General features: G+C 63.7%; 17 protein-coding genes. 5 read left to right on the top strand and 12 right to left on the bottom strand.

All coding sequences use genetic code 11. The features are described from left to right. Positions 1 to 553: 553 nt before the first annotated feature. From rpsN to rpmB, 3 genes are read right to left on the bottom strand one after another with little or no spacing between them, the layout of a single operon-like run. The gene (gene rpsN / locus AB4Z38_RS25045; protein WP_234754509.1) at positions 554 to 859 is read right to left on the bottom strand and encodes a 30S ribosomal protein S14; all 306 of its coding nucleotides are present in this window, start codon (positions 857 to 859) and stop codon (positions 554 to 556) included. Between the two features lie 2 nt (positions 860 to 861). Further along, entirely contained in the window at positions 862 to 1,029 is a 168-nt protein-coding gene (gene rpmG / locus AB4Z38_RS25040) for a 50S ribosomal protein L33 (RefSeq protein ID WP_003798558.1), read from the bottom strand. Continuing rightward, on the bottom strand, positions 1,029 to 1,265 hold the full coding sequence (gene rpmB, locus AB4Z38_RS25035; RefSeq protein WP_078107326.1) for a 50S ribosomal protein L28: 237 nt from the start codon (positions 1,263 to 1,265) through the stop codon (positions 1,029 to 1,031). The genes rpmG and rpmB overlap by 1 nt, the downstream gene beginning before the upstream one ends. 549 nt (positions 1,266 to 1,814) lie before the next feature. On the opposite strand from rpmB, the gene AB4Z38_RS25030 reads away from it, so the two are divergent. The 3 genes from AB4Z38_RS25030 (at position 1,815) to AB4Z38_RS25020 (ending at position 4,556) form a co-directional block, all read left to right on the top strand. Next, positions 1,815 to 3,164 (top strand): ferredoxin reductase family protein, encoded by a 1,350-nt coding sequence (locus tag AB4Z38_RS25030; RefSeq protein ID WP_441432225.1) that lies wholly within the window; start codon positions 1,815 to 1,817, stop codon positions 3,162 to 3,164. After that, on the top strand, positions 3,161 to 3,721 hold the full coding sequence (locus AB4Z38_RS25025; RefSeq protein ID WP_441432224.1) for an FMN-binding protein: 561 nt from the start codon (positions 3,161 to 3,163) through the stop codon (positions 3,719 to 3,721). Before AB4Z38_RS25030 ends, AB4Z38_RS25025 begins: the two co-directional genes overlap by 4 nt. A 61-nt stretch (positions 3,722 to 3,782) precedes the next feature. Further along, complete coding sequence (locus AB4Z38_RS25020; protein ID WP_441432226.1) at positions 3,783 to 4,556, top strand: FAD:protein FMN transferase; 774 nt, start codon at positions 3,783 to 3,785, stop codon at positions 4,554 to 4,556. Here AB4Z38_RS25020 and AB4Z38_RS25015 read toward each other — a convergent pair. Beyond that, the gene (locus AB4Z38_RS25015; RefSeq protein ID WP_441432223.1) at positions 4,553 to 5,314 is read right to left on the bottom strand and encodes an SGNH/GDSL hydrolase family protein; all 762 of its coding nucleotides are present in this window, start codon (positions 5,312 to 5,314) and stop codon (positions 4,553 to 4,555) included. The two genes, AB4Z38_RS25020 and AB4Z38_RS25015, sit on opposite strands and share 4 nt — an antisense overlap. A gap of 99 nt (positions 5,315 to 5,413) precedes the next feature. Beyond that, positions 5,414 to 5,893, bottom strand: a complete 480-nt coding sequence (locus AB4Z38_RS25010; protein ID WP_284984761.1) for a MarR family winged helix-turn-helix transcriptional regulator — start codon at positions 5,891 to 5,893, stop codon at positions 5,414 to 5,416. A gap of 122 nt (positions 5,894 to 6,015) precedes the next feature. Here AB4Z38_RS25010 and AB4Z38_RS25005 point away from each other — a divergent pair, with 122 nt between their 5' ends. Both AB4Z38_RS25005 and AB4Z38_RS25000 read left to right on the top strand, forming a co-directional pair. Then, positions 6,016 to 6,648, top strand: a complete 633-nt coding sequence (locus tag AB4Z38_RS25005; RefSeq protein ID WP_441432222.1) for an NADPH-dependent F420 reductase — start codon at positions 6,016 to 6,018, stop codon at positions 6,646 to 6,648. 61 nt (positions 6,649 to 6,709) lie between these two features. Beyond that, positions 6,710 to 6,994, top strand: coding sequence for a YciI family protein (locus AB4Z38_RS25000; protein WP_441432221.1), 285 nt, complete (start codon positions 6,710 to 6,712; stop codon positions 6,992 to 6,994). Between the two features lie 145 nt (positions 6,995 to 7,139). Here the strand turns inward: AB4Z38_RS25000 and AB4Z38_RS24995 are convergent, their stop codons facing one another. From AB4Z38_RS24995 to AB4Z38_RS24965, 7 genes are all read right to left on the bottom strand, one after another. After that, on the bottom strand, positions 7,140 to 7,952 hold the full coding sequence (locus AB4Z38_RS24995; RefSeq protein WP_441432220.1) for an SGNH/GDSL hydrolase family protein: 813 nt from the start codon (positions 7,950 to 7,952) through the stop codon (positions 7,140 to 7,142). Between the two features lie 2 nt (positions 7,953 to 7,954). Beyond that, on the bottom strand, positions 7,955 to 8,890 hold the full coding sequence (locus tag AB4Z38_RS24990) for an SGNH/GDSL hydrolase family protein (RefSeq protein WP_441432219.1): 936 nt from the start codon (positions 8,888 to 8,890) through the stop codon (positions 7,955 to 7,957). Positions 8,891 to 9,113: 223 nt separating this feature from the next. Then, the gene (locus AB4Z38_RS24985; protein ID WP_441432218.1) at positions 9,114 to 10,223 is read right to left on the bottom strand and encodes a siderophore-interacting protein; all 1,110 of its coding nucleotides are present in this window, start codon (positions 10,221 to 10,223) and stop codon (positions 9,114 to 9,116) included. Beyond that, positions 10,220 to 11,059 carry an ABC transporter ATP-binding protein gene (locus AB4Z38_RS24980; RefSeq protein WP_441432217.1) on the bottom strand — a complete coding sequence of 280 codons (840 nt, stop codon included), beginning with the start codon at positions 11,057 to 11,059 and terminating at the stop codon, positions 10,220 to 10,222. Before AB4Z38_RS24980 ends, AB4Z38_RS24985 begins: the two co-directional genes overlap by 4 nt. 1 nt (position 11,060) lies before the next feature. Beyond that, entirely contained in the window at positions 11,061 to 12,098 is a 1,038-nt protein-coding gene (locus tag AB4Z38_RS24975; RefSeq protein WP_441432216.1) for a FecCD family ABC transporter permease, read from the bottom strand. Next, positions 12,095 to 13,192, bottom strand: coding sequence for a FecCD family ABC transporter permease (locus tag AB4Z38_RS24970; protein ID WP_441432215.1), 1,098 nt, complete (start codon positions 13,190 to 13,192; stop codon positions 12,095 to 12,097). Before AB4Z38_RS24970 ends, AB4Z38_RS24975 begins: the two co-directional genes overlap by 4 nt. Positions 13,193 to 13,205: 13 nt before the next feature. Further along, a complete protein-coding gene (locus tag AB4Z38_RS24965; RefSeq protein ID WP_441432214.1) occupies positions 13,206 to 14,276 on the bottom strand; it encodes an iron-siderophore ABC transporter substrate-binding protein in 1,071 nt (356 codons plus the stop codon). Between the last annotated feature and the right edge of the window lie 320 nt (positions 14,277 to 14,596).

Here is a 14,596-nt window from a genome sequence, read left to right as displayed (position 1 = left end):
GTGACACAGGACCAGCCAAAACAACCAATTCATAAAAACAAATCGGTATCAACAAACTTGGCACACTATTGAGTTCTCAAACAACAGACACACCCGGCACCACCCACACCCACAACAGGCACAGACTCGCTCCGGAGCAACTTTCCAAACTTACCAGAACTGCCAAGATCAAGCAAATCGGCGTTTCCGCGATTCACTGCTCAACAGAGGTCCCCACCCATCCACAGCGCGCTAATCAGCACGCCATTTCCAGGCCGTTTATCAGAGGGGGTCGGTCGCTATCTTTCCGCATCAGCGGCGGCGACTCGAACTACTTTACACACCCCCAAGACCCAGCGCAAATCGCCCCTCAGGCGAGCAAGAACCGCGGTAATCCGGGACAAAACAGCCGGTTGCGCGCAAAAAAAGCCGACGGCGTCGTAATTCGGCACTGTGTGCTGCACCACTTAATCGCAAAGCCCGAGAACCTCCACACCAGAACCCGGAAACGGGCGCCTTAAACGCAAGAAGGGTCGGCAGCCAAACGGTTGCCGACCCTTCTAATGCTTCTGGACTACCAGGAAGACTTGGTGATGCCCGGGAGCTCACCACGGTGAGCCATGTCGCGGAAGCGAACACGGGAGATACCGAACTTCTGGAAGGTACCGCGCGGGCGGCCGTCGATGATGTCGCGGTTACGCAGACGGATCGGGGAGGCGTTGCGGGGCAGCTTCTGCAGGCCGAGGCGAGCCTCTTCGCGTGCTTCGTCAGTCGCGTTGATGTCAACCAGGGTCTTCTTCAGTTCGAGACGCTTGGCAGCGTAACGCTCAACGATGACCTTGCGCTGCTCGTTGCGAGCAATCTTGGACTTCTTAGCCATGTTTAGCGCTCCTCTCGGAATTCGACGTGCTGGCGGATCTTGGGGTCGTACTTCTTCAGGACCAGACGGTCCGGGTCGTTACGACGGTTCTTGCGGGTTACGTAGGTGTAACCGGTTCCCGCAGTCGACTTCAGCTTGATGATCGGACGTACGTCCTTGTCTTTTGCCACTAGAGCTTCACCCCACGAGCCAGAACTTCGGCGACGACTGCGTCGATGCCGCGAACGTCGATGGTCTTGATGCCCTTGGCCGACAGGGTCAGCGTGACATTACGGCGCAGGGACGGAACCCAGTAGCGCTTCTTCTGGATGTTGGGGTCGAACCGACGCTTGTTGCGGCGGTGCGAGTGCGAAATGCTGTGTCCAAAGCCCGGCTCGGCTCCGGTCACCTGGCAGTTTGCTGCCATGACGACTCTCCTAAAAAATAAAATGAAACGGCCAGCAGAGTTCCTGCTTCCCGTGCAATAGGCGACGTCCGCAACCAGTCCACACCGTTTTCGGTAGTTCCCGCAGGCTGGATCCCTCGACTGGATTCAGCCAATGATCACCGCTGCGGCGAAGGTAGTGGGTCCGGACAACAGGCCGGAATACTGGGCGAATACTGGAATGCACGCAACTTGAGCCCCTAACTACCGGCCCGCGGATGTCCCGTTGTTTCCAACAGTCACCGCCAACCGGAGCAATTGCACACGCTCCGCGCCACCTAGCGCCTAATAAGTCTAGGGGCTGGGGGAAATTAAGACCAATCGGGTGTATAAGAACCAAGCCGCTCAACTCATAAGCGGTGGCTAGCCCCTTCACAGCAGAACGAAAGGTTGAGCATTCAATCTTGAGACATGAACACACAACTCCTCGCCTCCCGGGGCCAACGCGTGGATACACCGCCAGGCCGTCCTCCAAGCTCCGCACGACGCAACCCCACTAAGGGAAGGTTCGCTGCGCAGCATCGCCGGCGCATGCTTCGAGCGGACATGCTCACGATTGCGCTGTGGACATCGCTTGCGGCGGCGCTGGCGTTGTGGCTCGCCGACGGCGGGATGTCGTCGGTCGGTAACCTCACCCAAGCGGTCACCGCTGTCGGGATCGTGGCCGGACTTGCCGGCATGGACCTTGTCATCCTGATGCTCCTGCTTGCAGCGCGCCTCCCTTTTGTGGATGGCGCAGTGGGGCATGACAGGGCACTGGAATTCCACCGGAAGCTAGGCAAACCGGCACTGTACCTGTTGTTGGCGCATGGACTTCTCCTGGCGACCGGCTACGGCATGGCCGAGGGCTTGAACCCCGTCAGCGAGGCCGTTTCGCTCTGGGTATTGGTGCCCGATATGTGGTTGGCATTCGTCTCCATGGCATTGTTCATTGCCATGGTGGTCACTTCGCTGGTAGCTGTGCGGCGCCGTTTTCCCTACGAATTCTGGTACTTCGTTCATCTGCTCACCTACCTCGCGGTAGGAACGGCAATCCCGCACCAGTTCAGCGTGGGCGGCCTCTTCGCTGAAGGCACCTGGCAGCGCTGGTACTGGCTCCTGCTTTGCATAGGAACAGGCTCGGCGCTGGCTTGGTACCGCATTGCAAAGCCGGTGATAGCCACCTACCGGCACCAACTGACCGTACGCCGTGTTGTCCGAGTGTCCCCCGACGTCGTTAGCATCGAAATGACCGGGCTGCGATTGAACGAATTGTCGGGAAGCGGCGGCCGGTTCTTCGTGTGGCGCTTCCTCGCTCCAGGCATGTGGTGGCAGGCGCATCCGTTCAGCTTGTCGGCGGAACCGCAGACGGGGAAATCATCGCGGCAGCCGACGTTGCGGATCACCGTCCGGAATCTGGGGGCGGGTTCGGCCCGCCTCGCCTCCCTCAAGCCGGGGACGAAAGTTGCTATCGAAGGGCCATACGGGGTCTTCAGCACGGCCGCCCGGAGCCGGGACCGCGTCGTATTGATCGGGGCAGGAATCGGGATTACTCCCCTCCGGGCGCTCCTGGAATCCACTCCCTTCGCGCCAGGCCACGCGACGGTCCTGTTGCGCGGCAGCAGCGCGGAGGAACTATTCCTCGGAGACGAGATCATGGAATTGTGCCGGAAGCGTGGTGCCACCCTCTTCCACCTGACGGGCCCGCGGTCTGCAGATGGCCGCAGCATATGGCTACCGGCCTCGGCGGACTCCTCAAGGCTGCGGGACTTTGTGCCGGACATAGCGGACGCTGATGTTTACGTTTGCGGTCCGACTGCATGGGCCGGGCAGGTCCTAGCCGAGGCGAAAAGCTCGGGTGTGCGGGAGGAACAACTCCACTACGAGAGGTTTGACTGGTGAGACTCAGGGCAGGAATTTCAGCAGCGCTGGCATCCGCGGCGATCCTCGTGGTCGGGTGGCAGGCAGGCGCACAGGTGACGGAATCGAACGCGTCGGCGGTCACCACGTCCGCCACAGGAACCACGGGCGGGACCAGTACGGGCTCGACGGCGACCGGCACTACCGGGAGCGGCGCTTCCGGATCGTCCTCGGGAACCGCAGCCGGCACCAGTTCCAGCACAGGCTCGAGTTCCAGCACGGGCTCCAATTCCACTTCCACCCTGGGAGCCTCGGCCAAGGCCGGCGGCACCTACGCAGGAACCGCAGTGGAGACCCGCTTCGGAACAGTCCAGGTTCAGGTGACCATCAAGGCCGGCGTGATCACGGATGTCACCGCCCTGCATCTGACTGACCAGGAGCAACGATCCGTCCAGATCAGTGCCAGGGCAGCACCCCTGCTCCGCTCCGAGGTGCTGAGCGCCCAGTCGGCGAACGTGCAGACCGTCGGCGGGGCCACGTTTACCAGCGAAGCGTACTTGACCTCCCTCCAGGCAGCCCTCGATGCAGCCCACTTCTGAGCCCATTGGGCCCCGACCGGGCAGTGCGGAGCCCCGCCTTCGTTCCCGGACGTTCACCAGCATGGGCACCGTGGTGAGCCTCGCCATCCCAGCTGCTCCAGGGACGGCTCCCCAAGCTGCGGTGGAAGAGCTCGAAGCGGCCACCGCCGTCGTCGAGCAGTTGTTCAACAGGCTGGATCGGACGTTCAGTCTTTACCGTCCCGACTCCGAGGCGAGCGCGATGGCGCGGGGCGAGCTGGCTCTGAAGGACGCCTCCGCGGACATGCGCCGGCTGTATGTCGAGGCGACCGAATGGCGCAGCCTCACGGAAGGTGCGTTCACGGCGGAACGGCCCGACGGCGTCGTGGACTTGGCGGGGATCGTCAAGTCACATGCCATACGGGAAGCCGGAACGTCGCTTCTTGCGCTGGGCTTGAAGGATTGGTGCCTCAATGCGGGCGGGGATGTCCTGGTGGACGGTTCCCCGACGCCGGGCAGTACACAGCCGTGGCTGGCAGGGATCGTCGACCCGGAGGATCGGACGACGCTCCTGACCGCGTTTCCGCTCGGCGCCGGGGCCAAACACGCGCTGGCGACCTCGGGAACCAGCGAACGCGGCCACCATATTTGGTCTGCGGGCCTCCCAGCCGCGCGGGACGAGGGGTTCCGCCAGGTTTCGGTGGCAGCGGCCGACATCATCACGGCCGATGTCCTGTCCACCGCCATCATGGCCGGCGGCGCCCGGACCCTCGCGCTGGCGACCTCCCGTTGGGACGTGGACGTACTCGCGGTGAAGAACGACGGCGGACTGCTCGCCACACCGGGCTTCCGGAACCTCGCCGTTCGGAACAGTTAGGGCGGGGTGAGCTGCGGGTACTTCGGGCTGAGGCCATCACCTGAAGACTTGCCCGTAACGCGGCGGACGACCCACGGTGCGGCGTGTTCACGGGCCCAACGCGCGTTGGCCCATAACGCTTCCACCCGCGCAAGCTGGGGTTGCGTGACGGGCGGCGGCACCTCGAGGGAACCTTCGTGTTCCAGGACGGCCAGGACGCGGTTGGCCATGTTGATGTGGCCGGCAGTGGACATGTGCATCCGGTCCTGGGCCCACATGTGCCAGTCGTGGTATTCGCTGAAGCGCCAATAGTCCACCAGCAGCGCACCGTGGTTTTCGGCGATTTCCCGCAGCAATTCGTTGTAGATCGCGGTGCGTCCGCGCATCGTGCCGAAAACCTTGGAACTGCGGGCGTCGAAACCCGTAAAGAGAAGCAAGGTGGCGCCGGTGGCACTGAGCTTCTCGATGCCGGCTTCGTATTCCTCCATGAGCCTGTCGATATCGACTTTGGGGCGGAAGATGTCGTTCGCTCCTGCGTACAGGGTCACCAGCGTCGGTTGAAGCGCGACGGCGGCGTCCACCTGTTCTGCCATGACTTGCCGGAGCTTCTTGCCGCGGATGGCCAGGTTGGCGTAGCCGAAATTATCGTTGCTTTGAGCCAATTGATGGGCAACGAGGTCCGCCCATCCCCTGACTCCGTTGGGGCGCGAGGGGTCGGCGTCGCCAAGTCCTTCGGTGAACGAGTCACCCAATGCCACATACCGGGCAGAAAAATCCATGGCGCCAGTCTTTCATCAGTGCGGGGCGGTCGTCACGCGCGGCGCCGATTACGCAACGGCTCGGCAGTCGCCGCCGCCGTGCTCGCAGCCGGCCGCGGCTTAGCGTTCGCGCAGGATCCAGTGATCGTCGTCCAGGCGGGCCACGATCTTCTCGCCGATCCGGGCGAGGTCCGCAACGTCGTCGTCGGTCATGGCGTCCAACATCAAGGCGCGGACCGCATCCACATGCCCCGGGGCGAGGGACACGATGGTGTCCATGCCGGACTCCGTCAGGTGCGCCACGGTGACACGGGCATCGCCGGGGTGGGCTTCGCGCTCCACCCACCCGCGTCTCTGGAGCTTGGTGACGACGTGCGACAACCTCGACAAGGAAGCGCTGGTGCGGGCGGCAAGCTCACTCATCGGCAGGAAACGCCCCTCCGCTTCGGACAACATGGCGAGCACGTTGTAGTCGAACAGCGACAATTTGCCGGCCGCTTGCAGCTGGGTATCCAGGGCTGCGGGCAGAAGGGTGTTGATGCTGAGGAGGGCCAGCCAGGCACGGCGTTCGTCGGCGTTGAGCCAGCGCGGTTCGGTCATGGATTCATCTTAGAAGGAAATCAATACTTGACACTTCAACTTAAAGTCATTATTGTTTTAGTTGAAGCTTCAAGTAAAACAATATGAACCAATCATGGGCACTCAAAGCAAAGGAAACAACAATGGCTGACATCACCATCATCGGCACCGGCAACATGGCGTCCGGCATTGCGGCCCGCGCGGCCGTGGCAGGCAAGAGCGTCCAGGTCCTCAGCCGCGACGCGGGCTCCGCTGCTGCGCTTGCGGCAACGGTCAACGGAACCTCCGGCATCACGGGATCCCCCGTGGAAGGCAGCATCGTGGTGCTGGCCACTCCGTTCGACGCCTCCAAAGCAGTCCTTTCTTCGTATGGCTCAGCGCTCAACGGCAAGACGATCGTGGACATCTCCAATCCCGTGAACTTCGAAACCTTTGATTCCCTCACCGTCCCCGCCGGAACCTCGGCAGCCGAAGAACTCCAGGCCCTGGTCCCCGGCGCGTCGGTAGTCAAGGCGTTCAACACCGTCTTCGCAGCCACGCTCGGTGACGGCGAAGTGGACGGCCAAACCCTTGACGTGCTGGTCGCGGGCGACGACGCCGAGGCGAGCGCCGCCGTCGTCGACTTCGTGAAAGGTGCCGGCCTGCGCCCGGTGAACGTCGGAGCGCTGCGCCGCTCGCGTGAGCTCGAAGCCTTCCAACTGCTCGTCATGACGCTGCAGATCAGCGAAGCCCACCCCGATTACAACTGGAACTCCGCAGTCAAGCTCCTGCCGTAGTTCGTTGCGGTTTCGGAGGGCGGCCCGTTCTGGCCGCCCTCCTCGTTGTAGGCTGGGCGGCATGTTCGTCGTTTCGCTGACATACAAAGTTCCCGACGAGATCGTCGATTTCCACCGCCCCGCACACATGGATTGGGTCAAAGAAGCGTTCGACGCCGGTACATTCGTTGCGTCCGGACGTCGCGTTCCAGCCATCGGAGGCGTGCTGTTGTCCAACGTCGATCGTGCAACACTGGACGCTTCCTTGGCGACGGATCCGTTCTACGTCAACGGAGTAGCCGACTTCGAGATCATCGAATTCACGGTCACCTCGGCATCCACAGGTTTCGAAAACCTGCTGGACTAGTCTGCTACCGGTTCAGGCTCTGATTGCGGTTCCGGGGCGTCACGGGGAGCACATTTTTGGTGCCTCACCTCGGCGAAAACCCCGGGAATCCGCGGCTTCGATGCCCGCTCACCTCCAAAAAGTTGTCAGGCGTGACGCTGGCGCCTCAAAGCCGGGCCGGCTCAGGGGACGTTCCCAGGCGCTCCGGCAAGACCACCGGCATAAGGGCCGGCCATCGGGCGCTCAGGTGATCACCGCTTGAAACTCCCCTGAAACGGCGCGAAAGCCACGGCGCCACATCGCGCCTGAGCCACGCGGCGTCGTCGGCCACTGTCTCGGCGCGGGTCCTCGGCTGCAGCGGCCCAAGGACCGGTGAGCCCAGCGAATGTGCGGCGCCCAACACTTCCAAGACCTTCTTAGCCATGTATTCGTGTCCGATTCTGGACATGTGCAGCCGGTCCGGAGCCCACATCCGGCGGTCCTGATACTTTTCGAAGCACCAATGGTCTACCAGGAGCGTTCCGTACGCGGTGGCAATGCGCCGGATGTGCTTGTTGAAAACGGCCGTGCGCAGCTTGAGCGGTTCCAATACAGGTGAGAGCGGCACGTTGTACTCGGTGAAAAGCAGGATTTGAGCGCCGCTCGCCGCGATCCGGGCAACCGCTCCTTCGAATCCGCCGATCACAGCGCGCATGTCCAGTCGTGCGCCGAGGAGATCGTTGCCTCCGGCGTGGAAACTGACGAGAGTGGGAGCCATCGCGAGCGCCGGTTCAAGTTGTTCAACCACGATCGGCCTGAGCCGACGGCCGCGAAGCGCCAGATTGGCGTATTGCGTCTGCGGCCGGTGCCTGGCCAGTTCCTCGGCCACACGGTCGGCCCAGCCGCGGCAATCGTTGGGGAGGCGAAGGTCGGTGTCGCCGACGCCTTCGGTGAAGGAATCTCCAACCGCGACGAATCGCAGCGGTGTATGCGCAGCCATGGTCATGTCCCCCCGTTGTTTTGAGCGTTGCTTTCGTTGTTGCTCTGAGTGTGGCTTCCGGCGGCCGCTTGGTGGGCGGCGGCGACCGCTCGGCGTGAGGCCGCCGCCGCGGCTTGGCGTTCGGCGAGCTTTCGCAGCCCGGCCTTCCGCGGAACCTTCACGGGCTCTGGCCAGCGCGGGCTCAGCGTGTCCCCCAGCGTGACACCGCGGAGCTTTCGGCCGAACAAGGGCAGGACCCAGTCGTTCACCCAGCGGCGCTGGCGACGTTCCCAGTCGCGCAGCTTGAGCCGCTGCGGCGGTTCCCAGTCCTTGGGAGAGAACTTGTGCGGTACGCCGAGGTGATCCAGGACCTGCGAAGCCATGTATTTGTGTCCGGCCTTGGACATGTGGAGGCGGTCCGAGGCCCACATCCGGCGGTCGTGGTAGGCATCAAGGCACCAATAATCCACCAGCACGGCCCCGTACTTGGCGGACAATTCGCGGACGCGTTCGTTGTAGAGGGCGTTCCGCTTCTTGAAGGGTTCCAGCACGGCCGAGACCTTGACGTCGTACCCCGTGAACAAGACCAACGTGGCTCCCGTGGCTGCGAGGCGGGCCACGAGCCTTTCGTATTCGGCCATGAGGATGTCCATGTCCGTGCCGAAATCCAGGATGTCGTTGCCACCGGCGTAGAGCGTGATGAGCGTCGGTTCCATGGACAGGGCCCGGTCCAATTGCTCGTCGACGATATGGCGGAGCCGCTTGCTCCGCACGGCAAGATTCGCATACTCCCAGCCAGGTTCGGCCTTGGCGAGTTTCTCGGCAACGCGATCGGCCCAGCCCCGGACGCCGTTGGGTAGGGCCTCGTTCCGGTCCCCTACGCCCTCGGTGAAGGAATCGCCCAAGGCAACAAACCGCCGTCGTCCGTTCTGGTCAGCATGAAGCACGTTCCCAGCCACCACGCCAGCCTAGCCCCGCCCGGTTGCCCGCCGGCAAAGCCCAGGTTAATTCGACGCCCGCTCACCTATAGACCCTTCCGGGCAAACGCCCGCTCACCTATAGACCCTTCCGGGCAAACGCTCGCTCACCTGAGGTGAGCGAGCGTTCCGGCTTTTGGTCGTATACGTGAGAGAGCGTCAGGGAAATTGACGACATATGTGAGCGGGCGTCGCTAGGGGCGGGCTAGAGTCCGGCTTTCCCCTTGCGCCAGTAGCCCATGAACGCCACCTGCTTCCGATCGATCCCCACATCCCTGACGAGATATCGGCGCAGCTCCTTGACGACCCCGGCCTCGCCTGCGATCCAGGCGTAGAACGGCAAGGCGCCGGCAGGAAGACCCGGGTTGCGGCTCGCTTCGCTCGCGGCCGTGTCCATGCGCAAAGGCGTTTCCCACAAGATGTCCAGGTCCACATTGACGTCTTCGGGCTCGGGGCCGGCGGCGCCGTCGAGCGGGATGATGCCAACCCACCCCGGGACGGGTACAGCTCCGCGGACGGCTTCCTTCAGCGGCTCGCCGTGAGGCCGGGACCGGCCGAGGGCCGCGCCGCGCGCGAGCCAAGTGATTTCAATGTCGGCACTTGTGGCGAGGTCCCGGAAATCGCCGGCCTCGGGTACTTCGAGGAAGGCATGGCCGGTGATTCCCGCGGGCAAGGATTCCAGGATCGCGCTGATAGCGGGGACCGCTGTTTCGTCGCCGGCAAGAAGGACCCGCTGCGCCAAGCCGGGACGCCATTCGATGCCGGAGTATGTTTCGGCCGTGATGCAGTGGGCTGCCCGGTTGTTCGGGCCGATGATGGTGATGGAATCCCCCGGCTTCGCGGCGAGCGCCCAGTTGGCCGCGGGTCCGCACGTCGGGAGAGCCGAACCGCCGTCGACGTCGGGCCGCGCCGCACCGCAGCGGATGCGGCTGCGCGAACCGCCGTCGACGTGCATCGCGAAGTCGACGTCGATCTCCGGGTAGACGGCGTCGAGCCGCTCGTTCCGAACGGTGTAGGTCCGTATCGAACCGCGCACCGTTGGATCCATCGCCAACCACTCTTGGTACCAACCGGCGTCGCCCGTGTTGAAGGCGGGCAAGGGCAGCGGGCGACCGTCGGCGTCGAGCGAGGGAATCATGAGTTTGATGCGCAGATCCAGGGTGTTCCCCGGAACCCCAAATCCGCGCAGGCAATATCCCCCGAAGGTGATGCGACGGAAATTGGGTCCGAGATCCGCGACTGCGGTGACTGTAACGTCGAAGGCGAGGGTCATCGACTCCGTGATGGCGTTCCGCACAGCTGTGTCTGCGTTCATGAGGCGAACTCCAATTCGATGCGTGTTGAGGGAGCGGCGGTGTGGTGCCGACCGATCGGGAGAATGAGTGGGGTGCCGGAAATTGGATCGGGAACCACCCGGGACTCCAGGCCAAAAACGTCGCGGACCAAGTCCTCGGTGACCACAACGAGCGCGGGTCCCTCGGCGACGATTGCGCCGGCCTTCATCGCGATGACGTGGTCCGCGTAACGCGCTGCCAGGTTGAGGTCGTGCAACACGATTGCCACGGTGGTTCCGCGGCTGCGGTTGAGATCGGTCACCAGATCCAACACCTCCACCTGGTGCGCCAAGTCGAGGTAGGTGGTGGGTTCGTCGAGGAGCAGCACGTCCGTCTCCTGCGCAAGGGCCACGGCGATCCACACCCTCTGGCGTTGCCCGCCGGACAGTTCGTCGACGCTTCGTTCAGCCAACTCCAACGTTGCAGTGGTTTCGAGCGCGCGCTGAACGGCGAGATCGTGGACGGACAGGTCTCCGGTTCTCCAGCTGCGGAAGAATCCTTGGTGCGGATAGCGTCCGCGGCCCACGAGCTCGCGGACACTGATGCCATCCGGGGCAAGGGGGTGCTGCGGAAGGAGGCCAAGCGTGCGCGCGAGTTGGCGGGCCGGGCGGGAGTGGATGTCCTTGCCATCCAAGGTGACGACGCCGTCGCCCGGCTTCAACAGCCTGGACAGCCCTCGAAGCAAAGTGGATTTTCCGCAGGCGTTGGCCCCCACGATCATGGTCACTTTGCCTTCGGGTATCTGCGTCGAGAGTCCTTCGATCACCCGACGTTGCTCGTATTGGAGCGTCAAGCCGCGTGCGCTCAGTTGTGCCATGTCAGGCTTCCTTTCGATTGGACGTGACCAGGAGCCACAACAGGAATGGAGCGCCGAGGGCGCCGGTAATGACGCCGACCGGCAGGACGGTGCCGCCCAGAATCAGGGGTGCCACGTTGTACGCGAAGAAGTCGGCCGCCAGGACAATGAGGGCGCCTGTGAACGCCGACGCCGGCAAGCTGGGCCGCCCGACAATCCGCCGGGTGATCGGCCCGGCAAGGAAAGCGACGAAGGCAACCGGCCCGGCAGCCGCCGTCGCCACTGCTGCCAGCGCAACGGCGGTGATCACCAGGCCGAAACGCAGGGCGTTCACGCGGATTCCCAGCCCGGCCGCGGCGTCGTCCCCGAGTTCGAGCATGCGCAGCGGTCCCGCGAGGAAGGCCAGCGCGGGAACAAGGACTGCGAGCGAGGCGAGGAGGACGCCCACGCCCTCCCAATTGGCAGAATTCAAGGAACCGTTGAGCCAAATAAGGGCTTCGGAGGCTGTCCGGATATCCGCCCGGGTCATGAGGAAGTTCACCACTGCCGCCAATGCCGCGGCGATACCAACGCCGGCGAGGATGAGCCGGTTGCCTGCCGCGTTCCCTCGCCTGCCGCCGGAACCCCCGCCGCCTCGCGAAATGGCGTAAATGACGAGCGCGACGCCGATTGCCCCAACGAGCGCAGCCGCGGACACAGCGGCACCGGACGCGCCGAACACGACAATCGCCAGGACCGCCGCAGCACTCGCGCCGTAACTGATGCCGATAACGTCGGGGCTTGCGAGCGGGTTGCGGAGCATGGTCTGGAAGAGCCCGCCGGAGAGGCCGAATGCCACACCAACCAGGATTCCGAGCACGGCCCGGGGCAGTTTGTTTTCCATGACGATGAAGCTTGCGCCCGGGATCTTCTCACCGCCCGCCAGATGGGCCGTGAGGATCCTGAAGAAATCGGGGATAGTGACCGTGTAGCTGCCCAGGAGCACGCCCACCGCAAAGAAGACCACGACGCCGGCGCCCAGGAGCGCGGTCTTGTTCAGGTTCCGCGGGGTGGCGCTCACAGCGACGCCCCCTTGCCCCGGCGGACGAGCCACACGAAGACTGGAGCCCCGACGATGGCCGTCATGATCCCCGCGGGGACTTCGCCGGGCAGCAGCACCACCCGGCCGATCACGTCCGAAACAATGAGGAGAGCCGGTGCGAGAACCATCGAAAACGGCAGGATCCAGCGATAATCCGGACCGGTAAAGAAGTGCACTGCGTGTGGAACAACGAGTCCGACGAATCCGATGGGACCGGCCAGTGCCGTGGCCGAGCCACAGAGCAACACGATCCCGAGCGCGGTGACGCCCCTGGCCAGGGCCACGTTGTGGCCGAGTCCGCGGGCGACGTCGTCACCGAGGGCCAAACTGTTGAGGTTCCGGCTGCTGCCCAGGATGATCAACGCCCCCAGCAGCAGGAACGGCAGTCCGGTCAACACCACGGACCAGTCGCTGCCGGCAATTCCACCCACCTGCCAGAAACGAAAGCGGTCCAGGGTGTCCTGGCTCGAAACCAGGATGACGTTCATCAACGAGTAGAGTCCAGCGCTCAGCGCCGCCCCCGCCAAAGCGAGCTTCACCGGCGTCGCACCGTCCCGTCCCATCGACGCAATCAGATAGACGACGACGGCGGCCGCTGCGGCACCGACGAAAGCGAACCAGATGTAGCCACTCGCCCCTGAGATACCGAAAAGGTAGATACCGGCGACGACGGCCAGTGCCGCCCCCGCATTGACTCCCATGATGCCTGGGTCAGCCAAGGGGTTCCGGGACACGCCCTGCATCGCGGCGCCGGCAAGGCCAAGGGCAGCCCCGGCCACCAAACCGAGCACGGTCCGTGGAATGCGTGTGTAGACCACGGCGTGGTTGCCGTCGTCGGGATTGAACTGCGTGAGTGCGTGCCACACAGTTTCGAGGGACATGCCCCGTGCGCCGATCGCGAGCGAGGCCGCACAGACAAGCACAAGCACGACGACGGCGGCCAACAGCCAGGCGGCCGTCGCGCGAACTGGCAGGTGTTGCCCCTTGGAGGCGCGTTGAGGGTCATCAGTTGCCAGTTCGCGCGTGGTTCCTCCAGGAGAAGGCGGGCCGGCCGTCGTCGTACTCTGTACCATGTCAGGCGTATCGCTACTTGGCGGCCGCGTCTGCGCCCTTGGCCAGCTGGGGCAGGAACATGTCCAGTGCCCACGGCAGGCTCAAGGGCGAAGATGCGGAAATCGCCAAGGTGAGGGTGCTGTCGGAGTCGGCGACCAGAGCGCCCTTCCGGATGGCGGGGATCTGGCCCAGCAGGGGGTCCTGCTTGATCTGTTCCGTGGTCTTGGAATCCGGCACCCAGCTCACGAAGACGTCCGAGGAAAGCTCGTTGGCCTTTTCAGCGGACCAGGGAACGAAGAATTCCTTGGAGCCCTTGCTGGCGTTCCCCACCACGGGAGCAAGCGTCATGCCGATTTCGGACAGGAAACGCAGTCGATTGTCGTTGGCTGTGTAGACGTTGACGCCGTCGCCCTTGGCAGGCTCGAGGTTGCCATAGATGAAGGTCTTGCCGGCAAGTTGCGGAAACGCAGAGACCTTGGTTTTGATGGTGGCCTCGGTGTCCGAGACGAGCTTGGCGGCTTCTGAGTTTTTGCCCAACGCCTTGCCGATGATCGAGGTGGCTTCCTGCCATGGGGTGCCGTATGCGAGTTCTGGCTGCGCCACCACCGGGGCAATTTCAGAGAGCTTCTTGTAGTCGGCTTCGGTCAGGCCGGAGTAGGCGGCAAGGATGACGTCCGGGGCCAATTTGGCGATCTCCGTGAAGTTGATGCCGTCGGCCTCCGAGAACTGGGCCGGGGCCTTCGCCGTGCCGAAGCCGGCGCCCAGCTTCTCAAGCGCGGCGTCCTTCCAAGGAGTGGAGCCCTTGTCGTTGTTGCCCCAGGCGTTCTTCGGAACACCGACCGGCACGACGCCGAGTGCCAAGGCGACGTCGTCGTTGACCCACGAGACGGTCACCACTCGCTGCGGTTGCGACTTGATCGTGGTCTCACCGAAGACGTTCTTGATAGTGACCGGGAACTGGCTATTTGAGGCCGGGGACGTCGCGGAACCGGCGGTTGTTGAACCGGTCGAGCAAGCGGTGAGGGACAGTGCGACGGCGGCAAAGGCTGCGGACGCTGCACCTGCCGTCTTCAGCAGGGCACGGCGTGTGGGGCGGGAAGCCACGGGACTCCTTAGGTAAGTGATGCAAACCTAAGTAAGGCTAGCCTGCCCTTCGGATAATTACGAAACATTTGCGTCGCGTAATTAACTCGCCTTCCTGGTCCCCCCAACGCTCGACGCTCGCTCACATATATGGCAAGATTCCCGGACGCTCGCTCACGTCTGAGGGCAAAACCCCCGACGCCCGGAAATTGTCAAGCTGTGTGGAGTCACTGGGCTAGTTTTTGGGGTGTTTTGGTCTGGGGGAGGTTGATCCCGGCGTGTGTGGCGGGGGCCGGTGTGGTGGGTCGTTGGCGGAATCTTCCTGGGTGTCGTTCGTAGTA

Origin of the sequence: Arthrobacter sp. 2RAF6 (genome assembly GCF_052115205.1) — a bacterium.
Classification (GTDB): domain Bacteria; phylum Actinomycetota; class Actinomycetes; order Actinomycetales; family Micrococcaceae; genus Arthrobacter.
This window is presented reverse-complemented; position numbering and strand designations above follow the sequence as displayed.